A 24,647-nucleotide genomic window follows, 5' to 3' on the forward strand; every position below is an offset into this window, starting at 1 on the left:
TTACAGCTACTTCTAAAAATAAAAAAGCCTCTCAAAATTGAGAGGCTTTTTTTGTTGGTCTACAAGGACTCGAACCTTGAAAGACTGCACCAAAAACAGTTGTGTTACCATTACACCATAGACCAGGTTTTGCTTAACGCGAGTGCAAATTTAGTACAAATTTTATTTTACACAAATAAATAAGTATAAAAATTAAAAGTAGTTGCTTAATTCTTTTCTTTTACGGTCATAATAAACTTGAACTTAAATCGTTAAGTTGTTTTAGAAAATTTTGTTAACGCAAGTAAACTTACGTTGAAAAAAATAGTTTCTTTGTAGCATCAAAATAAAACCCTTCATTTCATAGCTATATGATGAACTTCAATTTCAACAAATGGAACACCATCTTAGGATGGGCTGCATTTACCATTGCCTTAGTTACCTTTTCATTAACTGTTGAACCTACCATGAGTTTTTGGGATTGTGGCGAGTACATCTCCACCTCAGCAAAATTAGAAGTAGGTCATCCACCTGGAGCTCCACTATTTCAAATTCTTGGAGCCTTCTTCGCGATGTTTGCCACCAGTAAAGAAACCGTTGCCTTAATGGTTAATATGTTATCCGTATTCTCAAGTGCCTTTACTATATTATTTATGTTTTGGTCTTCCTCTATATTGTTGCGAAAAATTGTTTCTCAATATACTGAAATTGATAAAAGTAAAGCTATTGTAATTTTAGGAAGTTCTTTTGTAGGTTCCTTAGCGTTTACTTTTTCGGACAGTTTTTGGTCGAGTGCTGTTGAAGCAGAGGTCTATGCCATGGCTTCTTTGTTTATTGCTATATTGTTTTGGTTGGGATTGCGTTGGGAAGAAGATATGCATACCCCGAGAGGTAATCGTTGGTTATTGTTGATTTCATTATTAGTTGGACTTTCTTTTGGAGTTCACTTTATGGCTTTATTGACCATTCCTGCCATTGGGTTTTTATATTACTTCAAAAACTACAAAACCGTTACCATCAAGAATTTTATTCTGGCTAACATCATTATCGTTGCAGTTTTATTGTTTATTTTTAAATTATTATTGCCATATACCCTAGCCTTCTTTGGAAAGACTGAGATCTTCATGGTAAATAGCTTTGGGTTGCCTTTCAACTCAGGAACCATCTTTGCGTTGTTGTTGATTATAGCTTTCTTTTATTTTGGATTACGCTATACCCGTCAAAAAAACCATCCACTTTTGAATACGGTTTTATTATGTATTCTTTTTGTACTTATTGGTTTTTCAACATGGATGATGTTGCCAATTCGTGCCAATGCCAATGTGGTTATTAATGAAAACAAACCTTCCGATGCTGCCGAGGTGTTAGCTTATTATAACCGAGAGCAATATGGAGTAAATCCATTGTTTTATGGTCCGCAGTATACGGATACTTTTGCTGGTTTGGATAAAGATGAACCTTATTTAGACAAAGCCCCTAACTACGAGAGAGATTACAAAACAGGAAAATATGTTATTGTAAACAATTATAAAAATGCTGAGCAAAACAGTGATAATTCCCAAAAAGCAATACTTCCAAGACTTTGGAGTACCGATAATATTGATAACTACATTCAGTTTACAGGAGTTCCTAAAGTGGAGCTAAGAAAAGATTATCCATATGAAGAGGATTTAGCGCAATATGGCGTTAATATTGATAGTCTTAGTGAAGAACAAGTTACCATGGCTGTGGGTCAATTGAAAGATGAAATGCAAAAAACAGTTTCTGAATTTAAAACGGCTTATGCTCAGAAAAAAATTGACAATGAGGACTATGTTTCGTTTTTGAAAAAATACAGCGACTATCTAACAGTTGAAAAACCATCCACTTGGGACAATTTAAGTTTCATGTTTGAATACCAATTTGGCTATATGTATGGTCGTTATTTACTATGGAACTTTGTGGGAAGACAAAACGACGTTCAAGGGAAATATGATAACTTAGATGGAAATTGGTTGAGTGGCATCAAATTTATTGATGAAATTCACTTAGGTAAAGGTTCTCAAGAAAATTTACCAGATGATGTTAAGAACAACAAAGGAAGAAATCTGTATTACTTCTTGCCTTTCTTTATTGGACTAATTGGACTGATGTACCATGCTCAAAAAGATTTGAAAAGCTTTTATGTGCTTTTGGCCTTGTTCTTATTTACTAGTATTGCTCTAAAAATATTCCTAAACGAAAGACCTTTTGAGCCTCGTGAACGAGATTACGCCTTGGTAGGTTCGTTTTATGTGTTTGCCATTTGGTTAGGCTTTGGGGTCTATGCTATTTATGAAATGATTTCAGAAAGGGTTAAATCTAAATTGGTAGGACCTATAGTAATTGGAACTTGTTTACTTGCGGCACCGGTCTTGATGGCTTCTCAAAACTGGGATGATCATAGTCGAGCTAAAAAATATACGGCTATTGCTATGGCGAAAAATTACTTAGAGTCTTGTGATGCTAATGCCATCTTGTATACCATTGGGGATAACGATACTTTCCCGCTTTGGTATGCTCAAGAGATTGAAGGGGTTCGAACTGACATCAAAATTGTGAATACCCAATTGTTTATGACGGATTGGTATATCGATCAGATGAAGTTTAAGACTTATAAATCAGATGGATTGCCTATTTCATTTACTCATGATGAGTATGTGGGGGATAAATTAGATTATGTGGCTCATATTCCGAAAACGGAGGCGCGTTGGGATTTAAAAGCTTGGATTAATTTTATAAAAGATAAAAGATCTACGGTGGAGATGGGCAATGGACAAACCATTCATTTCTATCCAACCAATAAAATCAGAATTCCTATTGACAAAGCGGCCATCATCAGAAACAAAGTGGTGAATCCAAGATACTATGACTCTATTGTGCCTTATATCGATTTGGACATCAAAGGCAGTGCTTTGTATAAAAACCGTTTGATGGCTTTGGATGTTTTGGCTAATAATGATTGGAAACGTCCTATCTATTTTACGGGAGGAAGTTTTGGGGATGACGATTATCTTTGGATGAAAGATTACCTGCAATTGGACGGATTAGTTTATAAATTGGTTCCTGTTAAAACGCCTATCGATAAAGACAATCCTTATGATATGGGGAATATTGATAGCGATAAGATGTATAACTTGGTCATGAAATGGGTTTGGGGTAATGGTGACTTAACGACTATTTACCACGATCCTGAAACTCGTAAAAACAGTATTTCGTACCGCACGAACATGGCGCGATTAATGGAACAGTTAATCAATGAAGGGAAAACTGAGAAAGCGAAAAAGATTATTGAGGTAGCTTTAACCAAAATGCCAATGGATTATTATGGCTATTACACTATGGTGGAGCCTTTTGCCAGTGGGTATTATGAATTGGGTGAAAAAGCTAAAGCTCGTGAGTTGTTAGAACGCTTGATGACTAAATACAAACAAAGTTTAACGTATTATTCCGGTATTCAACCTTCTGTTCAAAACGGTATTGCTTCTGATATTATTACCGACATTGAGCGCTACCGAAGTTTATTAGTGGTAATGAAAGACCACAAGGATCTTGAATTCTATAACAAAAACAAACCTGCTTTTAATGCTTTAGTACAACGCTTTGGTCGTTTTGGTAGAGATTTAGAATAAGGTTACTTTAAAAATGGAAGATGTGCCAATTGGATAGTTCTTATTGGCACATTTTTTTTATATTTAAACTATGAGTTTTTGGGTCAAGATAAATCCGTTTATTAAGTTGCTTTTTCCGAAGTACGTTTGGGACATTCCTAACCGTGAGAAGAAAGTCTACTTAACTTTTGATGATGGCCCGACACCTGAAATTACAGCTTGGACTTTAGAACAATTGAAAGCCTATGATGCAAAAGCTACTTTTTTTTGCATTGGCAATAACATTGAAAAACATCCCGCTATTTTTGAACAAGTAATCGCTGAAGGACACGCTATTGGGAACCATACTTTTAATCATGTTAAAGGTTGGGAAACGGATACTAAAGACTATATTGAAAACACAATGAAGTGTTCGATGCTTATGGAGAAGCAAGAAGCAAGAAGCAAGAAGCAAGATAAAGAGTTGTTTAGACCTCCTTATGGGAAAATTAAACCGGCTCAATCTAGGATTTTGCGCAAGATGGGGTATAAAATTATTATGTGGGATGTGTTGAGTTGTGATTTTGACCGAAGCATTACCCCAGAACAATGTTTGGCAAACGTACTTAACAACGTCACCACTGGTAGCATTATTGTTTTCCACGATAGTTTGAAAGCCGAGCCCAATCTTCGGTATGTGTTGCCTAAAACCTTGGCGTATTTGAAAGAGCGGGGATTTGTTTGTGCTAAAATAGAGTAATCGGTACTTTATTTTTCAAATTTAAGCATTGCTTTTTCAAGAACTTTATGTTGCAGTTGCAACAACTCTTGGTCTATAAGTAATACACTCAATTGCGAATTATTTTCATTGTAATTCCTAAGGGCTGTTGCCGTTATAGCCTCTAAAACATTTGGCGCGGCTGCTTTGGCAACTTGTTCTGGCAAATTTAAAAAGTGCATTAGTTGAACTGCCTTAGCATACTTGGCTACTTTTTCCTGAGTTGCAGTTATTTTTCGAGCAATGACCTGCAATTGGTATTCATTTTCTTTAAGTCGTATCTCAAGGATGTTTTTTATTTTGCTTTCCTCTTGTTTCTGATTAGGAAGATTTTGCAAGGCTTGAGCCTCGGGGGTGAGCATGTAAAGCATCATTTCTTGCAACCTTAAGTTCGCTGCAGACGGCAAATTTCTTCTGTTGCCTTCATGGTGGGACAAGTGACTGCGGCTAACATTTAATATCAAAGCGATTTCCTGCTGTGTAAGCCCAAACATTAATCTGTTAGAATGGGCTTGACGTAAACTCTTTCTCTTCATGATTTTTTTTTATAAATTACAATAAACTTAATGTCACAATTTTTTTTGTCACATTTATTTTTGCGACAACTTTCTTTGTGACACTTTTTCTTATCAAAAATTTTGCCAAAGTTTTTAAAATCAATTTTCGAAACCTAGAAGAGGCATTTGATGAATTAAAAAAAAGTACATTTGAGAGTACCGTGATGAAAAAGTATTTATCAAAAAAACAAAAGGCGAACCATTTCTGATTCGCCTTTTTTATAGGGTGGTAAGTGATTACAATTGTTCTTGCACGAGTCCAATAATGGTATTGGCATCTAGTTCTCCGGATTGTCTCCAAACCATTTGACCTTCTTTATAAATCATTAGAGTTGGTAATCCTTTGATACGTAATGCATCGGCCAATTCCTGATTTTTATCTACATCAATTTTTATCACTTTTGCTCTATCGCCAAGTGCCGCCGCTACATCTCTAATTACAGGGTGCATTGATACGGATGATTCGTTCCACTCAGTATAAAAATCGATTAATACTGGAACTTGAGCATTGATTAATTCTCCAAATTTTGACATAAAACCAAAACGTTTTTACTTAATTACTATAGTTTCAAAAGTAAATTAAAGCACAAATGTAGCATTTTTAACTAATTATGCCACATTATTGCCTTTTTTTAGTTCAAAAACCGTTATTTCGGGCATAATACCCACACGTCCAGGATAAGCATGGAAGCCAAAACCGCGATTGACATAAATATATCTTCCAAATTCTTGGTACAATCCTGCCCATTGTTTGTACATGTATTGGGCTAAACTCCATTTAAAATAGCCAGGGATTTCAATTCCAAATTGCATTCCATGAGTATGACCTGAAAGCGTAAGTTGAATATTTTTCGGATGCCGTTTTACAATGTATTCCCAATGACTTGGATCGTGACTCATTAGGATTTTGAAATCGGATGCCGCTAGGTTTTCAGTGGCTTTGTCAATATCACCAAATTCTCCAAAATGTTTTCCCCAGTTCTCTACGCCTACTAAAGCAATTTCGTCAGTTCCTTTTTTGATTTTTATGTGTTCGTTCAACATCAATTTAAAATCAATTTGACGGTGTAAGTCTTTGATGGCGGTAAAGTTTTCGGCTTTTTCTTTTTCTGATTTCCAATCTAGATAAGCTCCGTAATCATGGTTCCCTAAAATGGAATATTTACCATATTCGTATTTTTTGATGCCTTTAAAAATGTCAATCCACGGATGCATTTCATCAGCTTTAGCATTGACAATATCTCCGGTAAACAAAAGTAAATCGGCTTCTTGCTCGTTAATTAAATCGATGGCGTATCTTATTTTTTCTTCGTTATCAAAACTGCCGCTATGTACATCTGAAATTTGCGTCACTTTAAATCCATCAAAAGCATTTGGTAAATCGGGGAAGTATAAAGTTTGACGAAGCACTTTAAAATTGTATTTGCCAACGGTCATTCCGTATATCAAAGAAAGAAAAGGCACTGCTGCTAATCCAAGCGCTACTTGGCTGACGAATTTTCTTCTGTGAGGCAGAAAACTATCGGAATTATGTCCCATAAAATGCGTAACGGTTCCCATTAAAATTCGCATCACATCTTCTAAGAGCATTATGAATGATAGGACAATTTTTGGCAACAACACTAAAAGCAATAAGCCCAAAGTGATTAGCGTCATCTTGGTTTGGCCTACACTTCTATCAAATTTCATAAACTGATAGGCAATAAAAAGAATAGCTGCCACCGAAATAACAACATAACTTATTAGAAACCATTTGGACTTGGTTACTGTTTTTATTGCTTGAAAAGCATAGACTTCCACTATAGCAACGATTAAGAAAAGAAGGAGTAAGCGAAAAGCCATTTTTAAATTTTTAACAAATTAACAAAGAAAGTTGTTTTGAACTTTTGTTTTTGGAGAATTTTAACTTTAGTTAAAGCAAAAAGACCAATGGAGATTTCCATTGGTCTTTTCTCAACTAACGTCTTGCTTGACTACTTTTTTACAAAAGTTTTAGTTATTTTTTTGCTGGAGCAGCTGGAGCAGCTTCTACTTTTTTAGCTGGAGCCGCTTTTTTAGCTTCTTTTTTCTCAGCTTTTTTATCCGCTTTTACTTCTTTAGCTGGAGCCGCTTTTGCATCTTTAGCTGGAGCTGTTTGAGCGTTTACCATAACTGTTGTTCCTAGAACTACTGCTACTAACATCAATACTTTTTTCATGATTTTAAGTTTTAAAAATTAATTATTTATTATTTACAAGACAAATGTACCATCGTTAAATGAAGATTAAATGAAGATTTACGCCTTTTGAAAAGTTTAACAAACTATTTTGATTTGGCTTGATTTCTGTTATTTTTCTAACCAAAAAAAGCTGACTCACATCAGCTTTTTCCGGAATTAATAACTACTCACTATAACTTTAAGAGTAAGACTCAAAGCTATTTCCTTTTAGGGCCTATTTTTTGGCTGGTGTTTCGGTTTTAGCACCTTCTGTTTTAGTTGCTTCTACTTTTTTGGCTTTGCGATGATGTTTTTTGTGGTGTTTTTTAGCAGGCGCTTCTTTTGTTGTTGGAGTTCCTGTTGTTGGAGTTTGTACTCCATTTGCGAAAGCTGTTGTTCCTAGAACAAGCAAAGCTAACATTACAATTTTTCTCATGATTTCTATTTTTTTTGAATTAATAAATAACACTATTGTTATTATTGTTACCCAAAATTATAACTGTAAAATGAAGAGAAAATGAAGAAATACCCTTTGACAAAAAGTTTAACTTTTCTTTGTGAGAGTGACTGGAAATTGAATAACAAAAGTAGTTCCAACCGTAACTGTAGAAGCCACTTTGATTTCGATATGATGAAATTTAGCAATACTATCTACAATGGCTAAGCCTAAACCTTGTCCTTCTTGTTCTAAATCGATTCGGGTAAAACGATCAAAGATTTTGGTCAATTGGATATCCGACATTCCTTTTCCTGTATCGGATATCGTTAACCAATAGTGGTCTCCCGAAAAATTGGTATTCAGTATAATTTTACCATTTTGAATATTGTATTTAATAGCATTGAGCAACAAATTATAAATCATTATTCGGATGAGTGTTTTGTTGCCTAAAAAGATGAAGTCTTCCTTTATTTCATTTACAACAGCAATTCCCTTTTCTTCAATTCGATCCTCAAAGTCATCCATGATTTCCTGCACTAATTCTTTAATGGATATCTGTTCGTTATTGACAAACTGATTGTTTTCGATTTTAGAAATCAGCAATAGATTATTGATTATTTTTTTTAGCAAATCTAACGTTCGGAGGGAACTCGCAATTTTATCAATCCCTTCATCATTTATCGATTCGTTTTGAAGTAAATTCTCGAACCTGTTTTTAAGTAAGGCTATCGGACTCATTAATTCATGAGAGACATTGGCAATAAATTGTTTTTCGTTGGAAAAATGCTCTTGTATTCTTTTCATCATTTGATTGAGCACTTCATCCAGTTCTTTGAAATCAGTAGAATGAGATTGAATGGTCGTATAATCAAATCGTTCGGGAGCATTGACATTTCTGATTTTTTTGTTGATGATTCGGTAAAAAGGTTTTAGCAAATATTCCACAAAAACGGTATCCACCAAAAATGTAAACACCACTACAATGCATAATACAATGAGAATGAACAAGCGAATAACGAAAGTCAAATCTTTAATTTCATCAAGACTAATTCCGATTTCTAACTTGTAAGTTGTGTTTTCGTATTCGAAAGTATAGTATAGAATTCGGTAATCGTTTTGTTCTTCCTCTATGATTCGGGATTCATTTTTGAAGTAGGAATCCGTTTGAACATACTTTTCTTTTGACTGGTATAACTGCAAGAATTCGTTGTGAAGCGTTGAGAAACTGGAATAGGTTTCGGTGGAGTCATTTCGAGTAATGAAATCGTTGATTTCTTCTTTGTCAAGATGTTCAATGAATTTCTGCTTTTTTTCTAAAAGGGTTTTGTCGATGTGTTTGTAAACTACTTTTTCAATCAGTATAGGCAATGAAAACCACAACACCACAATAATTAATAATCGTGTTAAGGCATTGAAAATAGCTAACTGATGTTTTATCCTCATGCTAAATATTTATACGGTAACCCACATTTCTAACGGTTTCAAACCAATCTATTTTGGTAAATTTTTCCAGTTTCTTTCTTAAATTTCTAACATGAACATCCACAAAATTAGAATCTGAATTTAATTCTAAAATATCGCCCCAAACGTGTTCTGTCAATTGTAATCGGGTAATGACTCTGTTTTTATTCAAAACCAAATACTGAAAAATATCAAACTCCTTTTTAGTCAAGCTAAGAGGAGAATCTTCAAACGTAATTTTATAATCTTGAAGCTGAATTTTAAAACCGTGCACTTCCATTTCATTAGTAACAAATCCGTTCATTCTTCTGATTACAGCGTACAAACGAGCTGCTAATTCGGTAAGTGCAAACGGTTTTGTTAGATAGTCATCGGCTCCTAATTCTAATCCATTGATTTTATCATCTAATTCACCACGAGCTGTAATGACAATAACTGCCGTTTTAGATTGTTGTTTTCTGATGCTTTTTAAAACTTGAAATCCATCGCCATCAGGAAGTCCCAAATCTAAAAGCATAGCATCATAAGTATTGACATTCATCTCCTCTAAGGCATCTTCGCAATTAGCCACCCATTTACACAAATAGCCATTCTTTGACAAGAAGTCCATAATTTCATTGGCCAATTCTTTATAATCTTCAACAATTAAAACTTTCATGAAAATCTTAGTAAAATGTTACGTAAATGTAATCAAAAAGCCGGCAAATCCCTTCACCGACTTTCATCAACCTACAACTCTAAAAACACAAATCAATTATCTTTCGGGACCATTTCTAAAAAATCTCCTTCTTTATCAAAAAGAGCATCAACCCAATTGTTATTTATAGTAATCCCTATTTCATATGTAATTTTATTGCTGTTGGTCATTTGTTTTGCTGCTTTTTGTATTTTGTTTTTGGGATAATTTTTATCCATATAATGAAGAATCTTTTCTGGAATATCGGCTGGTTGAATTTCATACTCTAAGAGTTTAAAAACTCCGATAGCATTATAAACCGCTGTCATATTAGTATTGTTCAAAACGAAATCAGCTTCATAACTTAATTCCTCTTTAGTATCCCCTGTAAATTCTTGTCTCCAAACGGGTTTGATTTTGGGAAATTCTTTTTGAAACGCTTTTTGAACTTCCAATGTTGGCACAACTTCTGTTTTGGTTTCAACCGTTTGCGATTGCAGTAATAAAGTGCAAAAGAAGGATAGTATTACCACTATTTTTTTCATAATTCTTATGGTTTACGTTTAATTTGAAAGCAAAACTAAATCCTTAAAATGAAGATTGAATTAAGAAAGAACCATTTAAAAAAGTTTAACTTTAGTTTATGATTTTACCAAAAGATATACATCAAATTCCTATTTTTACATTCTTATAAAAATTGATTTCATGTCACAAAAACGCCTTTTTCTCCTTGATGCTTATGCTTTAATTTTTCGCGGATATTATGCCTTTATAAAAAATCCGAGAATCAATTCGAAAGGAATGGATACCTCAGCTATTATGGGGTTTATGAACTCTTTGATGGATGTTATCAAACGAGAAAAACCAGATCATTTGGCGGTAGCTTTTGACAAAGGCGGTAGCGATTATCGTTACGAAATGTATAAAGAATACAAAGCCCACCGTGATGAAACTCCAGAGGCTATAAAAATTGCGGTTCCTTATATCCAAGAATTATTAAAAGCCATGCACATTCCGATTATGGAAAAAGCAGGTTACGAAGCTGATGATTTGATTGGCACCTTAGCTAAACAAGCTGAGAAAGAAGGTTATCAAGTTTTTATGGTTACACCTGATAAAGATTTTGCACAATTGGTTTCTGAAAATATTTTCATGTACAAACCCGCTCGTATGGGGAATGATATTGAAATTTGGGGAGTACCTGAAGTCTTAGCTAAGTTTGAAATTGAGGACCCTTTACAAGTAATTGACTTTTTAGGGATGATGGGAGACTCTGCTGATAATATCCCTGGTTTGCCTGGCGTTGGGGAAGTAACCGCGAAGAAACTTTTGAAAGAATTTGGTTCGATGGAGAATCTTTTGGCCAATACCGACAAGCTGAAGGGTGCCATGAAAGAGAAGATTGAAGCCAATGCCGAACTCGGAATTTTATCCAAAAAACTAGCGCGTATTTTACTAGACTGTCCCGTGACTTTTGATGCCACTGATTTTGAATTATCCAAACCCGATGTGGAGAAAACAGATGCTTTGTTTCAAGAATTGGAATTCCGTCAAATGAAAACTCAATTTGATAAACTCTTTGGAACGGGTAAAGAATACGATGAGATTGATTCGAATGGTACTAGTTCTGAAACAGCTGCATCTCCAGAAACTAAAAAAGCTCCCGTAAAAAAATCCAATCAAGATCAGTTTGATTTATTTGGATTTTCTGATGATGAAAGTGATGAACCGAAGCCACATTCCTATTACGCCACTTTAGAAAACACCGATCACAATTATATGATTGTTGAAGGAGAATTGGGTACGAAATTGTTTTTGCAAAATTTAATGAATCAAACTTCGGTTTGCTTTGATACTGAAACTACTGGAATAGATGCTTTAAATGCTGAACTGGTTGGCATGTCATTTTCATTTGAAAAAGGAAAAGCCTTTTATGTTCCGATTCCTGAGAATCAAGAGGAAGCTCAGATTTTAGTTGATAAATTCAAGCCTTTTTTTGAAAGCGAAACTATTGAAAAGATAGGGCAAAACATCAAATACGATTTGAAAGTGTTATCGAATTATGGCATTCAAGTGAAAGGAAAACTATTCGACACCATGATTGCGCATTACCTCATCAATCCAGATATGCGTCATAATATGGATGTGTTGAGCGAAACCTATTTGAAATATGCGCCAAAATCGATTGAAACTTTAATTGGTAAAAAAGGGAAGAATCAATTGTCTATGCGAGATGTTCCTTTGGAGGACATCAAAGAATATGCTGCTGAAGATGCTGATGTTACGTTACAATTAAAAGAGGTATTCAGTCCCATTTTAGACAAAGCAGAAACCAAAAAATTATTTGACGAAATCGAAATTCCATTAATTCCTGTTTTAGCCGCTATGGAAATGGAAGGCATCAATCTAGATGTTGATTTCCTAAAATCGATGGCGGTAGATATGCAAAAAGAAATCGATTTATTCGAACAAAAAATATATGAAACGGCTGGAGAAAAATTCAATTTAGCTTCACCGAAACAGCTTGGCGATATTTTATTTGATAAATTAAAAATCGGCGGTACCAAACAAAAGAAAACCAAAACAGGTCAATATGCTACTGGGGAAGAAGTTTTATCCTATTTGGCTCATGACAATCCGATTGTAAAAGACATACTGGATTGGCGTCAAATGGTAAAATTACAAAGTACTTATATTGAAGCATTACCAAATCAAGTAGATAAAAAAACCAAAAGAGTTCATACGGATTACATGCAAACGGTAGCGGCAACAGGTCGTTTGAGTTCTAATAATCCCAATTTGCAAAACATTCCGATTAGAACCGAGAGAGGTCGATTGATACGAAAAGCATTTATCGCTCGTGATGAAAACTACACCTTACTTTCTGCCGATTATTCTCAAATAGAGCTTAGAATTATTGCTGCTTTATCTGGCGAAGAAAACATGATTAAAGCTTTTCAAAATCATGAGGATATTCACAGAAGCACTGCAGCTAAAGTTTTCAATGTTCCTTTGGAAGACGTTACGAAAGAACAACGAAGCAATGCCAAAACAGTCAACTTCGGAATTATTTATGGCGTATCCGCATTTGGTTTAAGTAACCAAACTTCATTATCTCGTTCAGAGAGTGCCGCTTTGATTGATGCCTATTACAAAACGTATCCCAAACTTAAATCCTACATGTCTGACCAAGTGGATTTTGCCAGAGAAAATGGTTATGTGCAAACGGTTTTAGGAAGACGTCGTTATTTGAAAGATATCAATTCGGCTAATGCCATAGTGCGTGGAGGGGCTGAACGAAATGCCGTCAATGCTCCTATTCAAGGTTCGGCCGCTGATATCATTAAAATTGCGATGATCAATATTTATAAAAAATTATCTGCTGAAAATTGGAAATCAAAAATGCTGTTGCAAGTCCATGACGAGTTAGTCTTTGATGTACACCTTTCAGAAATAGAAAAGATAAAACCCATGATCAAACACGAAATGGAAAACGCTTTTACTTTAGCCGTTCCTCTAGAAGTGGAAATGGGAATGGGCAGAAATTGGTTAGAGGCACATTAAATTAACGTCCCTTTTAAACAAGAAAGTTTAACGATTTAATTAAAAGAAGTTATCCTTTGAAAGGAAGATGTTAATTTAATCTTACTTTAGAAGTTAATTTATTAATTTTACTGATATAAGTACTCTCAACTAACTAAAAAAAATGAAATGAAAAAAACATCCCTAACAATTTTATTTACAATAGCACTTTCTTCTAACTTATTCTCACAATCACAGCTACAAGTATTAGAGGTTATTGGAGGAGTTCAAGCAGGTACTTTTTATAAACATGAATATACCGTTGTACCTTTGAATGAAATAGAAGGAACACAATTTATAAATGATAATTTTAAACCTGCCAATATCGAAGGAGTTGTAGACAATGTTATGGTTCGATATAATGCTGCTACAGATGAAGTTGAATTTAAAAAAAATAATGATGTTTATAATTTAATAAAAAACTCAACTATAACTTCCGTTTTCATCAAGGATTTAAATTACAAATTAAGACATGTAAATTATACCAATTCGGATAAAAAACAAATTGATGGTTATTTAGTTGAAGTAAAATCCGAAAATGGAATCACGCTTTTAAGAAGAGATAAAATAGAATTTTTAAACGCAAAACCTGCAAGAAACACCTATAGTGAAAGTATTCCTGCAAGGTTTCAAAGAGTTCAAGACGAATATTATTTAGAGTTAGCAGATAAAAAAATAATCTTATTTCCTAAAAACAAAAAGGAGCTTATAATTCAATTCCCTATCCAAAAAGATAAAATCGAAGACTTTATTAAAAAGAATAATTTTTCATTTAAAGACGAAACAAAATTAATTGAATTGACAAAGTTTATTGCTACTTTTTAAAACATCATAAACCTAAAATAAAAAAGGCTAGAAAATTTATTCTAGCCTTTTTTATTATTGATAACCCTTTTATTCTATTATCAATGTTTTGGTTGCATTTCCATAATCTGTTCTTATTACAACTAAGTATGTTCCCGTTGACATATCAACAGTATTGACATTATTTTCTGTTTTGGTAATGGATTGATTTTTAACTACTCTTCCTAAATTATCATAAATTTTAACTTGTGCTTCATTAATGTTTGTAGGCAATTCAATTGATGTAAACCCTTTAGCAGGATTTGGAAACAACTTAAATGCTTCAATATTAAAATCAGCATTTCCTAGGGTAAAATTAGCAACAGTGGCGCCACAACTTCCTGCACCATGATAATTGACTGAGAAATTTGCCAGTTTACGAGCCCAAACTATATTTAATGCTTGAGCACTAGCACTAAAAGTATAATCATTTGCGTCTCCCGTACTTCTTGCTCTTGTTCCAACAACAGTTCTTACTCCGCTTGTAACAGTATTTGAAGTTACTGTCCAATTTTGAATAGCGTCTAATGGCGGAACAATACCTTGTCCGTCAAAAGTTCTGTCTGATAAATTTGTGCCGTCAAATAGGACTACATCATTTCCGATGTCATCCATTTGTGTTGAGTTGAATGATATTCCCAACCAACCTGTAGATGGCCCTATTAAAGTTAAAGTAACTTGTGAATCCGTGACATCAATTTTACCTGAGTATCCAGAAGTAAAATTAATTAAACCTGTAGAGTAGGTTTGACCGTAAAAGAATGAGGTAATCAGTAAAGCAAATAATAAAGTAATTTTTTTCATGTTATTTGTTTTTAAGTATTTCTATTAATTCATCATCATTTGCAAGAATTGCATAATCTATGGCAGAGTTTCCTCTATTGTCTTTCATTTCTGGATTAGCATTTGATTTTATAAGTAAACTTGCTATTGTTTTGTTTTTGAAAATTGTGGCATATAACAAAGCTGTTGTACCATTATTGTCAGCTGTGTTTACTTCTGCTTTTTTATTTAACAATAGTGTTACCATTTCAACATTCCCTTTGACAACCGACGCCATTAAAGGGGTTCCCATACTGCTTTTTTGATTGATATCACAACCTGTTTCTATGAGCAATTTGGCAACTTCGTTATTACCTCGATAACAGGCTAATGTTAAGGGTGAAAACCCATCACTATTTACGGTTTTAAAAGCATTTGGGTTTGCGTTAATAATAGCTTTGGCTTGTTCTACAGTTCCATTTCTGGCTATATCAAACACATCTTGGCTCGCTTGACAGAAAGCCGAGTTCACGGTAAGAAAAAGTAATATGCAAAATAAAGAGTGTTTCATGTCTTAATTAAGTTACAAATGTATTTTAAGCTATAACACCAAACAACAAATCAAGGTAGACAAAAGGTGAACATTTCCCTTTTTGCAATACTATTTACAGGCTTTTATAATTTTTTGGTAGAATCACGCTGACGTAACTCTGTTTTTATAGTTGTTGTTGAAAACGTAAAGATTTCTTCTGTGCTTTCTAATTTGTCAATTAATAATTGGGCTGCCACTTCACCAATTTCAGGTCCGTGCTGACTTACGGTTGACAAACTTGGGGTCATTCTGCGCGACCAAACACCATCGGCAAAACCTATTATTGATAAGTCTTTCGGAATTTTATATCCATTTTGAATTCCTAATTTAAGAGCCGTTACTGATGCATGTTCATCAACAGCAAAAACGCCATCAGGTTTGTTTTTGATAAAAAAGCCTCCAATTTTTGAATTGAACTCTTCATTATTATTGGTTAAAATAACCATATTCTCGTCAACTTTTAGACCATTGTCTTCCATGGCTTTATAGAATCCTTGAGCTCTTAATTTACCAACACTAAGATTGTCAATGGCAGAGAGCAAGGCTATTTTTTTACATCCTGTTTTAATCAAGTGTTGTGTAGCATTCATTGCCGATTCGTAGTCGTCTACTATTACTTTATCACAATTCACTTCATCAACGATTCGGTCAAACATTACAATAGGAGTCCCTTCATTAATAATTGTTGTGAAGTGATCAAACTTTCTTAGTTTTTGAGATTCTTCAGCAATCGAAAGAATAAAACCATCAATAGTTCCATTACTCAACATTTCCAAGGCATTGATTTCTTTTTCAAGGGATTCGTTAGTAATACAAGTAATTACCTTATACCCTTTCTCATCTGCTACCTTTTCTATGCCACTAAAAACTTTAGCAAAAAAAGAATTTAAAATATTCGGTATTAAAACACCGATCGTTTTTGTTTTTCTGTTCTTTAGGTTTAATCCAATAACATTCGGCTTGTAGTTTTTTAATTTGGCATATTCCTGAACGCGTTTTTTGGTTGGCTCACTTATTTCCGGGCTACCATTCAATGCTTTAGAAACTGTGGAAACAGAAACTCCTAACTCTTTTGCAATTTGTTTTAATGTGGCTTTCGATTTCATTTTATATCGGTTTAAGTGTAAAAATAGCAAAAAAAAATCTGCAACCTCTCAAATAATAAGTAAAGTTATAGGTATTTTATTAAAAAGAGGCAAGTCATTTATAGCAAAAAATAGAAGTTTTGACCCTATTAAGCCCATTGATTAAAAGGATTTTAAGCAAATTTCTGTGCTTTATAAAAATATTTAAAAAAACGTATTTGCTTTATTAATAAATAATTGTACTTTTGCGCTCCCTTTATTGGGAATGGAATGTTTAATTAAAAAAATATTATGGACGCATTAAGCTACAAGACACAATCTACAACCAAAGCCACCTCTGGAAAAGAGTGGATCATTGTAGATGCTGATGGTCATAACTTAGGTCGTTTTGCTTCAAAAGTCGCGATGCTTTTGAGAGGCAAATACAAGCCAAGTTACACACCTCACGTCGACTGTGGAGATAACGTAATTGTTATTAACGCAGAGAAAATCAATCTTACAGGAAACAAGTTAGATGACAAAACGTACATCAGACACACAGGTTACCCTGGAGGACAAAGAAGTTTGACTGCAAAGGTTTTGCAATCAAAAAATCCTGCTTTGCTAATTGAAAAAGCAGTGAAAGGAATGTTACCTAAAAATAAATTAGGAGCAGAACTTTTCAGAAATTTAAATGTTGTTGTAGGAACTGAGCACAAACAAGGTGCGCAAAAACCTAAAACAGTTAACCTAAACGATCTTAAGTAATGGGAGTTATTCACAAAATCGGTAGAAGAAAATGTGCTGTTGCGCGTGTTTATGTTTCAGAAGGAACAGGAAAAATCACCGTAAACAAAAGAGAGTTCAACAACTATTTCCCAACAGCTACTTTACAGTACAAAGTGTTGCAACCAATGTCTATGACAAACAATGCGGACAACTTTGACGTAAAAGTAAATGTATATGGTGGTGGTTCAACAGGGCAAGCAGAAGCTGTGAGAATGGCTATTGCAAGAGCAATGTGTGAAGTGGAAGCTGAAAACAGAGCTATCCTTAAACCAGAAGGATTACTAACAAGAGATCCAAGAATGGTAGAACGTAAAAAATTCGGTCAGAAAAAAGCACGTAAGAGATTCCAATTCTCTAAACGTTAATCTTCAGAATTTTTACAAATTAAAATTGAAATTAATAAAGTTGTCGATATTCCTTATAAAAAGGGAATTAGTTTAGCATCTAAATTTTCAAGACTAACGCAAGTGACTACTTGGAAATTGCTATAACACGGAACGTAAACTATTACACAATGGCAAACAAAATTGACGTTAAAGAATTATTAGAAGCAGGTGTTCACTTTGGACACATGACTCGTAAGTGGGATCCAAACATGGCCCCTTACATCTATATGGAGCGTAATGGAATTCACATTATCAATCTATATAAAACCGCTGCCAAAATTGAAGAGGCTAATGAAGCCATGAAAAAAATTGCAGCATCTGGTAGAAAAATACTTTTCGTAGCTACCAAAAAACAAGCAAAAGATATCGTATCTGAAAAAGCATTAGCTTGTAACATGCCTTACATCACTGAAAGATGGCCTGGTGGTATGTTAACCAACTTTGTTACTATCCGTAAAGCTGTTAAAAAAATGGCTTCTATTGATAAAATGAAAAAAGATGGTACTTTCATGACTTTGTCTAAAAAAGAAAGATTACAAGTTGATCGTCTTCGTGCCAAATTAGAGAAGAACTTAGGTTCTATCGCTGATATGTCAAGATTACCTGCTGCTTTATTCGTAGTAGATATCAAAGCGGAACACATCGCAATCAAAGAAGCACAAAAATTAAACATTCCAGTTTTTGCAATGGTTGATACTAACTCTGATCCACGTGAAGTAGATTACGTTATTCCATCCAATGATGATGCTTCAAAATCAATTGATAAAATTTTAACTTTAGTAACTGACGCTGTAAAAGACGGATTAGCTAACAGAACTTCTGATGCTGATATCGCTCCTGAAACAGAAACAGAAGAAGTAGCTGAAGTAGTTGCTGCTGTAGAAGCACCAGCTGCTGAGGTTGTAGAAGTAGAAGCTGCTCCAGAAGTAGAAGCTGCAACTGAAGAAACTTCAACTGAAGAATAAAACAAAAAAATAATTACGAATTACAAATCATGAATTACGGATTATTTTCTCTCGTAATTACCAATTTGTAATTCGTAATTTACTTTTAAAAACTTTTAAATAAAAAATATTATGTCAACAATCACAATTACTGCTGCAGACGTAAATAAGCTAAGAACTATTACTGGTGCAGGAATGATGGACTGTAAAAAAGCTTTAGTAGAATCAGAAGGAGATTTTGATTTAGCTATTGAAAACCTTAGAAAAAAAGGTCAAAAAGTAGCGGCTAACCGTTCTGACAGAGAATCTACTGAAGGAGCTGCTATCGCTGCTGTTAATGCTGACAAGACTTCTGGTGTTGTTATCACATTAAACTGCGAAACTGACTTTGTTGGAAAAAATGAAGGTTTCGTAAAATTGGCTACTGATTTCGCTAACCAAGCGTTACACTATGATACTAAAGAAGCCTTTTTAGCTTCTGATTTTAATGGTATCACAGTAGCTGAAAAATTAATCGAGCAAACGGGTGTTATTGGAGAAAAAATTGAAATCGCTTCTTTCGAAAGATTGAATGGTGCTTTTGTTGGTTCTTATATCCATGCTGGAAACAAAATTGCTACTTTAGTGGCACTTTCTGCTAACGTTGCTGGTGCTGAAGAAGCTTCAAGAAACGTAGCGATGCAAGCTGCAGCTATGAACCCAATTGCTTTAGATGAAGCTGGTGTTGATGCTGATACAGTTGCTAAAGAAATTGAAATTGCTAAAGATATGTTACGTCAAGAAGGAAAACCAGAAGCTATGATTGAAAACATTGCTAAAGGAAAATTGGGTCGTTTCTTTAAAGACAATACTTTAGTAAACCAAGATTATATTAAAGATAGCTCTATGAGCGTTGCTGCTTATGTTAAAACTGTTGACGGTGGATTAACTGTTACTGGTTTTAAAAGAGTTGCTCTTGGATAATTTATTCTGAAACATTTTCAGAATCTCATAAAAAAACCCAAATCGTTTGATTTGGGTTTTTTGTTTTGTTTTATTTCTTCACTACTGTAAATCCTCTTGCTCTCATTAAAGCATCTGTCTTTACATCTCGACCACGGAACTTTTTATAAGCAATTTCAGGGTCAATAGTGTTACCTATACTAAACACATTATCGTATAATTTTTTAGCTACGTCTTTGTTGTAAAATCCTTCTTTAGTTTCTGTAAAGGCTTCGGAGGCATCCGCACTAATAGCATCAGCCCACAGATAACCATAATAGCCTGCTGCATAGGCATCATCTGAAAAGATATGGCCAAACTGTGGAATTCTATGACGCATTACGATTTCGTGTGGCATATTCAATTCTGTTAAGGTTTTCTTTTCAAACTCTTTTGGATTGATATCCGGATTGGTTAACAAGTGTAATTTCATATCTACTAATGCACTTGCGATAGTTTCTACCGTTGAGAAAGCTTCGTTAAAAGTAGCTGCCTTTTCAATTCTATTTACTAAAGACATTGGCATGGGTTCTCCTGTTTTATAGTGCAATGCAAATCGATTTAGTACTTCTGGAGTGGCTAACCATCTTTCCATAACTTGAGAAGGAAATTCTACGTAGTCTCTCGGCACGTTTGTTCCAGATAAACTTGGATAAGTTACATTCGAATTCAAACCATGTAAAGCATGTCCAAATTCGTGAAATAAAGTACTAGCATCTTCCCATGAAATTAAAATAGGTTCGTTATCATTGCCTTTGATGAAATTACAATTATTGGATACTATCGTAATTACATCGCCATCTACTCTGCTTTGTTCTCTGGTGGCATTCATCCATGCTCCTGAACGTTTCCCTTTTCTTGCATAAGGATCGAAATACCAAACACCTACTACTTTACCAGTAACCGAGTTAGACACTTCGAAAACACGTACGTCTGGATGAAATACAGGAACGTTGTATACTTGCTTAAACTTCAAGTGAAACAATTCGCCAGCTACCCAAAACATGCCTTCTCTTAGTTTCTCTAATTGAAGATACGGTTTTACATCGTTTTGGTCTAAATCATATTTAGCTTTACGCACTTTTTCAGAATAATAACGGTAATCCCAAGGTTCTATTTGGAATTTTCCTCCTTCGGCATCTACCATTTTTTGCATTTCAGCAACATCAGCATGTACTTTTTCTACAGCGGGTGTCCAAACCGACATCATCAAATCTAAGGTTTTCTGTGGTTTTTGCGCCATAGTATTAGACAAACTCCAGTCGGCGAAAGTCGCAAATCCTAATAATTTTGCTTTCTCAGCACGAAGTTTTAAGATTTGTACCAATGTAGCGTTGTTGTTATTAGCATTGTCATTGTCCCCACGGCTTGTCCAAATTTGAAATGCTTTTTCTCTCAAATCTCTTCTGTTTGAAAAAGTTAGAAAAGGTTCCATTGACGAACGCGTATTAGCAATACAACCCATTATGTTTAGTTTTCTGTCTTTAGCTTCAGCAATGGCTGCATTTTTTAATTCATTTGGTAAACCATCAAAATCGGCTTCCGTTTTTAATTCCAAGTAATAATTGTTTTCATCGGCTAATTGATTTTGAGAAAACTTGGTAAACAACCCTGCTAATTCTTGATTAATTTGAGCAATTCTTTCTTTGCTTTTCTTATCGGCTTTGGCTCCTTCGCGAACAAAGTTGGAATAGTATAACCAAACCAAACGTTGTTGTTCTGGAGTTAATTTTGCTTTTGCTGGCGAATTATATACGGCTGAAATCCTTTTAAATAATTTTCCGTTTTGGTACACTTTATTGAAAACTTCGGAAAATTTAGGAGTCATTTCTGATTCGATAGGTTCAAATTCTGGACTGTTTAGATTAGAGCTATAAATACCAAAAATAACATACACTTCATTCAATCGTTTACCCGCTTTTTCCATAGCTACTATGGTGTTATCAAAAGTGGCTGGTTTCGGATTATTGGCTATTTTATCTACTTGTTTCAATTTTTCCTGAATGGCAAATTCGATAGCAGGTTTTAACTCATTTAATTTATAATCATTGAATGCTGGAACTCCTCCGTAAGGACCAGCCCAATTATTCAAAAATGAATTTTGGCTTTTTTGTGCATTTATAACAAGCAATGGTGCGCTCATAAGCAAGGTTAACATTAGTTTTTTCATTAGTTACTTTATTTGATTTATCAAAAGTAATGAAAAATCAATTCCCAGAAGTCATTTGAAAATCATTACAGATAATTCTATAAATTTGAGAAAAATACAACCCTATGTTTCATTCCAAAAAAGATACCGTTTATGTTGTTCTGGCTGGTATATTTATAACAAATGCTGTTGTTGCCGAATTGATTGGTGGAAAGTTAATCCATGTAGGATCTGCGGTAATGAGTATTGGTATTTTGCCTTGGCCCGTTGTTTTTGTAACCACCGATTTAATCAACGAATATTTTGGACAAAAAGGCGTTAGAAAACTATCACTCATAACCGCAAGTTTAATTGCTTATACTTTTATCATTCTATATTTGGCGATGCAAATTCCGGCCGTCAATGGTGAAAAACTAGTTTCTGATGAACAATTCAATGGAGTCTTTGGGCAAAGTATGTGGATTATTGTGGGGAGTATTACTGCTTTTATGGCTTCTCAGTTGATTGATGTTAGTATTTTTCATTTTGTTAAAAATAAAACGGGGGATAAAATGATTTGGTTAAGAAGTACGGGGTCAACGGTGATTTCGCAATTGTTCGATAGTTTTATTGTGCTTGGAATTGCCTTTTGGATGACAGGGAAAATGGATACCCCAACCTTTATTATTTCTGCATTTACCGGCTATACTGTAAAATTGATTATTGCCGTTTTAATGACACCTTTGATTTATCTTGGCCATTCCTTAATTGAAAAATACATTGCAAAAGATGGAAAATAAAATGCGTTGTGCCTGGTGCGAAAAAGACGATTTATATCGTGATTATCATGATAACGAATGGGGGAATCCCGTCTATGATGATGCTACATTATTTGAATTTTTAGTCTTGGAAACTTTTCAAGCAGGGCTTAGTTGGTATACCATTTTGAAAAAAAGAGATAACTTCCGCAAAGCATTTGATCAATTTGATTATAAAAAAGTGGCGCAATACAAAGAATCCAAAATTGAGGAACTGATGCAAGATGCAGGGATTATCCGTAATGGTTTAAAAATTAAAGGGACAATTGCCAACGCTGTAGCCTTTATGAAAGTTCAAGAAGAGTTTGGCAGTTTTTCCAAATACATTTGGAATTTTACAGGAGGAAAACCTATTGAGAATAACATCAAAAAAATGAGTGATGTAAAAGCTACTACTCCTCTTTCGGATGAAATCAGTAAAGATTTAAAAAAACGCGGATTTAAATTTGTTGGCTCTACTGTAGTTTATGCTCACATGCAAGCCACCGGAATGGTAAATGATCATGTTGAAGATTGTTGGAAAAGGAGTGTTTAATTTTTACTCTAGGCTCAGTCTTAAATTTGTACCTTTAGCTTAAATTTTAAAGCTATGTTTCGGCATAAAGGGAGTCGGCGAACATTTTCTCACAATTTGCGATTAGCATCTACTTTATCGTTTATTGCTGGGATTGTTAATATTGCTGGTGTATTGTCTGTTAGCACATTAACCACAAATGTCACGGGGCATTTCGCTTTTTTTGCCGAACAAATTTCACTGAAGAATTATTCCAAAGCGCTTACTTTTATTGTCTTTATTTTTTTCTTTTTGGCGGGTGCTTTTGTTTCAAATTTTTTAGTTGAGATTGTATCTATAAAGAAACCAAGAATAGCTCATGCCGTTCCGATGTTTTTGGAAGTAATACTGCTTTGTGCGGTTGGCTTATCTCAAAACTATAATCCCGAATGTGTTGCTTACACTTTGCTTTTTGCCATGGGTTTACAAAATGCTTTGGTGACAAAAATTTCTCAGTCAACAGTAAGAACCACACACTTAACTGGCTTATTCACTGATTTAGGGATTGAGCTTTCCCAATTGTTCTTTTATAAAAAACCTATTGAGTTAAAGCGTTTGTCTGTTAGCATTTCGTTGAGACTTTCTATTATTTTGTTTTTCTTTATTGGAGGGGTTTTAGGGGGCTTATTTTACAAAACCTACGAATTAAAAATATTGCTTTTTGCAGCATTTGTACTCGTAATAGCCTTGGTTTTTGATAATATCGTGGTGTATTATCATATGACCAAAAGAAAAATAAAATCCAGTTTTAAAAACTAGATTTTTCCGATTTTAAAACTTTCATAAACGTTTCTCTCGAAATCTCAAATGCCCCTAATTTTTCCAAATGATCATTATGAACTTGACAATCCAATAGTTTATAATTGTTGTTTTTTAAATGTTCTATAAGTGTGACAAAAGCTATTTTACTGGCATTAGAAACTATTGAAAACATACTTTCCCCACAAAAAATGTGTCCTAAATCAACGCCATATAATCCGCCGACTAATTCCTCATTTTGCCATACTTCGACTGATTTAGCAATACCCATTTCGTGAAGCTTGGTATAAGAATCGACAAAATCATCAGAAAGCCACGTTCCATCTTGACCTGGACGCTCAATTTGCTGGCAACCTAAAATTACATCCTTAAAATTCTGATTGAAAGTAACTTTAAATTTATTCTGATTAAGGAGATTCCGAATACTTTTAGAAACCTTGTATAACTGCGGTGCAACTACCATTCTTTCTGGAGGAGCCCACCAAAGTATGGGTTCGTCTTCATTAAACCAAGGAAAAATTCCATCACGATAAGCCAATAACAAGCGCTCAACCGACAAATCGCCTCCAATAGCAAGAATTCCTTCGTAGGAAGCTTCATCAACAGGAGGAAAATAGAGTTCTTTGGATAGAAAATACATATTTAGAAAATAGAGAAAAGAAGCAAGAGAAAAGAAAAAGGATTTAAATGAAAAAACCATCCCTACAATTACTGTTAGAATGGTCTTTGTTCTTTCTTCTTTACTCTTTCT

General features: G+C 34.3%; 24 protein-coding genes and 1 tRNA gene. 11 read left to right on the forward strand and 14 right to left on the reverse strand.

The window, feature by feature from the left end; translation table 11 throughout:
- Window positions 1-54: 54 nt before the first annotated feature.
- Window positions 55-125 (reverse strand) — tRNA-Gln (locus tag OLM53_RS08305).
- A gap of 225 nt (window positions 126-350) precedes the next feature.
- Between OLM53_RS08305 and OLM53_RS08310 the strand changes: the two genes are divergently transcribed.
- Together OLM53_RS08310 and OLM53_RS08315 are read left to right on the forward strand one after the other, a co-directional pair.
- Complete coding sequence (locus OLM53_RS08310) at window positions 351-3,629, forward strand: DUF2723 domain-containing protein (RefSeq protein ID WP_264519771.1); 3,279 nt, start codon at window positions 351-353, stop codon at window positions 3,627-3,629.
- A 70-nt stretch (window positions 3,630-3,699) separates the two neighbouring features.
- Window positions 3,700-4,347: a polysaccharide deacetylase family protein gene (locus OLM53_RS08315; RefSeq protein WP_264519772.1), complete on the forward strand. Its 648-nt coding sequence runs from the start codon at window positions 3,700-3,702 to the stop codon at window positions 4,345-4,347.
- An 8-nt stretch (window positions 4,348-4,355) separates the two neighbouring features.
- On the opposite strand, the gene OLM53_RS08320 is transcribed toward OLM53_RS08315, so the two are convergent.
- The 8 genes from OLM53_RS08320 to OLM53_RS08355 all read right to left on the reverse strand — a co-directional run bounded on the left by OLM53_RS08320 (window position 4,356) and on the right by OLM53_RS08355 (window position 10,240).
- Entirely contained in the window at window positions 4,356-4,901 is a 546-nt protein-coding gene (locus tag OLM53_RS08320; protein ID WP_264519773.1) for a hypothetical protein, read from the reverse strand.
- Window positions 4,902-5,159: 258 nt separating this feature from the next.
- Window positions 5,160-5,456 (reverse strand): thioredoxin family protein, encoded by a 297-nt coding sequence (locus tag OLM53_RS08325; RefSeq protein ID WP_136150834.1) that lies wholly within the window; start codon window positions 5,454-5,456, stop codon window positions 5,160-5,162.
- Window positions 5,457-5,531: 75 nt separating this feature from the next.
- Window positions 5,532-6,764, reverse strand: a complete 1,233-nt coding sequence (locus tag OLM53_RS08330; RefSeq protein ID WP_264519774.1) for a metallophosphoesterase — start codon at window positions 6,762-6,764, stop codon at window positions 5,532-5,534.
- Between the two features lie 154 nt (window positions 6,765-6,918).
- Window positions 6,919-7,119 (reverse strand): hypothetical protein, encoded by a 201-nt coding sequence (locus OLM53_RS08335; RefSeq protein WP_264519775.1) that lies wholly within the window; start codon window positions 7,117-7,119, stop codon window positions 6,919-6,921.
- Window positions 7,120-7,354: 235 nt separating this feature from the next.
- Window positions 7,355-7,555, reverse strand: a complete 201-nt coding sequence (locus OLM53_RS08340) for a hypothetical protein (protein ID WP_264519776.1) — start codon at window positions 7,553-7,555, stop codon at window positions 7,355-7,357.
- Between the two features lie 108 nt (window positions 7,556-7,663).
- Window positions 7,664-9,001, reverse strand: coding sequence for a sensor histidine kinase (locus OLM53_RS08345; RefSeq protein ID WP_264519777.1), 1,338 nt, complete (start codon window positions 8,999-9,001; stop codon window positions 7,664-7,666).
- A 1-nt stretch (window position 9,002) separates the two neighbouring features.
- Complete coding sequence (locus OLM53_RS08350) at window positions 9,003-9,677, reverse strand: response regulator transcription factor (RefSeq protein ID WP_264519778.1); 675 nt, start codon at window positions 9,675-9,677, stop codon at window positions 9,003-9,005.
- A 92-nt stretch (window positions 9,678-9,769) separates the two neighbouring features.
- The gene (locus OLM53_RS08355; protein WP_264519779.1) at window positions 9,770-10,240 is read right to left on the reverse strand and encodes a hypothetical protein; all 471 of its coding nucleotides are present in this window, start codon (window positions 10,238-10,240) and stop codon (window positions 9,770-9,772) included.
- Between the two features lie 160 nt (window positions 10,241-10,400).
- Between OLM53_RS08355 and polA the strand changes: the two genes are divergently transcribed.
- Both polA and OLM53_RS08365 read left to right on the forward strand, forming a co-directional pair.
- Window positions 10,401-13,259, forward strand: a complete 2,859-nt coding sequence (gene polA, locus OLM53_RS08360; protein WP_264519780.1) for a DNA polymerase I — start codon at window positions 10,401-10,403, stop codon at window positions 13,257-13,259.
- Window positions 13,260-13,406: 147 nt separating this feature from the next.
- The gene (locus OLM53_RS08365; protein ID WP_264519781.1) at window positions 13,407-14,102 is read left to right on the forward strand and encodes a hypothetical protein; all 696 of its coding nucleotides are present in this window, start codon (window positions 13,407-13,409) and stop codon (window positions 14,100-14,102) included.
- A 69-nt stretch (window positions 14,103-14,171) separates the two neighbouring features.
- Here the strand turns inward: OLM53_RS08365 and OLM53_RS08370 are convergent, their stop codons facing one another.
- The 3 genes from OLM53_RS08370 to OLM53_RS08380 form a co-directional block, all read right to left on the reverse strand.
- On the reverse strand, window positions 14,172-14,924 hold the full coding sequence (locus OLM53_RS08370; RefSeq protein ID WP_264519782.1) for a T9SS type A sorting domain-containing protein: 753 nt from the start codon (window positions 14,922-14,924) through the stop codon (window positions 14,172-14,174).
- A 1-nt stretch (window position 14,925) separates the two neighbouring features.
- Window positions 14,926-15,453 carry an ankyrin repeat domain-containing protein gene (locus OLM53_RS08375; protein WP_264519783.1) on the reverse strand — a complete coding sequence of 176 codons (528 nt, stop codon included), beginning with the start codon at window positions 15,451-15,453 and terminating at the stop codon, window positions 14,926-14,928.
- 104 nt (window positions 15,454-15,557) lie between these two features.
- Window positions 15,558-16,580 (reverse strand): LacI family DNA-binding transcriptional regulator, encoded by a 1,023-nt coding sequence (locus OLM53_RS08380; protein WP_264519784.1) that lies wholly within the window; start codon window positions 16,578-16,580, stop codon window positions 15,558-15,560.
- Between the two features lie 270 nt (window positions 16,581-16,850).
- Here OLM53_RS08380 and rplM point away from each other — a divergent pair, with 270 nt between their 5' ends.
- The 4 genes from rplM (at window position 16,851) to tsf (ending at window position 19,620) form a co-directional block, all read left to right on the forward strand.
- Complete coding sequence (gene rplM, locus OLM53_RS08385) at window positions 16,851-17,306, forward strand: 50S ribosomal protein L13 (RefSeq protein WP_264519785.1); 456 nt, start codon at window positions 16,851-16,853, stop codon at window positions 17,304-17,306.
- Window positions 17,306-17,692, forward strand: a complete 387-nt coding sequence (gene rpsI, locus OLM53_RS08390) for a 30S ribosomal protein S9 (protein WP_176306470.1) — start codon at window positions 17,306-17,308, stop codon at window positions 17,690-17,692. Before rplM ends, rpsI begins: the two co-directional genes overlap by 1 nt.
- A gap of 149 nt (window positions 17,693-17,841) precedes the next feature.
- Window positions 17,842-18,678, forward strand: a complete 837-nt coding sequence (gene rpsB / locus OLM53_RS08395; RefSeq protein ID WP_264519786.1) for a 30S ribosomal protein S2 — start codon at window positions 17,842-17,844, stop codon at window positions 18,676-18,678.
- 111 nt (window positions 18,679-18,789) lie between these two features.
- The gene (gene tsf, locus OLM53_RS08400; protein ID WP_264519787.1) at window positions 18,790-19,620 is read left to right on the forward strand and encodes a translation elongation factor Ts; all 831 of its coding nucleotides are present in this window, start codon (window positions 18,790-18,792) and stop codon (window positions 19,618-19,620) included.
- Window positions 19,621-19,690: 70 nt separating this feature from the next.
- Here the strand turns inward: tsf and OLM53_RS08405 are convergent, their stop codons facing one another.
- On the reverse strand, window positions 19,691-21,808 hold the full coding sequence (locus OLM53_RS08405; protein WP_264519788.1) for a M3 family metallopeptidase: 2,118 nt from the start codon (window positions 21,806-21,808) through the stop codon (window positions 19,691-19,693).
- A 104-nt stretch (window positions 21,809-21,912) separates the two neighbouring features.
- Between OLM53_RS08405 and OLM53_RS08410 the strand changes: the two genes are divergently transcribed.
- The 3 genes from OLM53_RS08410 to OLM53_RS08420 are packed head-to-tail and all read left to right on the forward strand — an operon-like array spanning window position 21,913 to window position 23,896.
- The gene (locus OLM53_RS08410) at window positions 21,913-22,566 is read left to right on the forward strand and encodes a queuosine precursor transporter (protein WP_264519789.1); all 654 of its coding nucleotides are present in this window, start codon (window positions 21,913-21,915) and stop codon (window positions 22,564-22,566) included.
- Complete coding sequence (locus tag OLM53_RS08415) at window positions 22,556-23,119, forward strand: DNA-3-methyladenine glycosylase I (protein WP_264519790.1); 564 nt, start codon at window positions 22,556-22,558, stop codon at window positions 23,117-23,119. The genes OLM53_RS08410 and OLM53_RS08415 overlap by 11 nt, the downstream gene beginning before the upstream one ends.
- A gap of 54 nt (window positions 23,120-23,173) precedes the next feature.
- The gene (locus OLM53_RS08420) at window positions 23,174-23,896 is read left to right on the forward strand and encodes a YoaK family protein (RefSeq protein WP_264519791.1); all 723 of its coding nucleotides are present in this window, start codon (window positions 23,174-23,176) and stop codon (window positions 23,894-23,896) included.
- Here OLM53_RS08420 and aat read toward each other — a convergent pair.
- A complete protein-coding gene (gene aat, locus OLM53_RS08425; RefSeq protein WP_264519792.1) occupies window positions 23,886-24,536 on the reverse strand; it encodes a leucyl/phenylalanyl-tRNA--protein transferase in 651 nt (216 codons plus the stop codon). The two genes, OLM53_RS08420 and aat, sit on opposite strands and share 11 nt — an antisense overlap.
- Window positions 24,537-24,647 lie beyond the last annotated feature (111 nt).

This window comes from Flavobacterium sp. N1994, assembly GCF_025947145.1.
In the GTDB taxonomy this organism is placed as follows: Bacteria; Bacteroidota; Bacteroidia; order Flavobacteriales; family Flavobacteriaceae; genus Flavobacterium.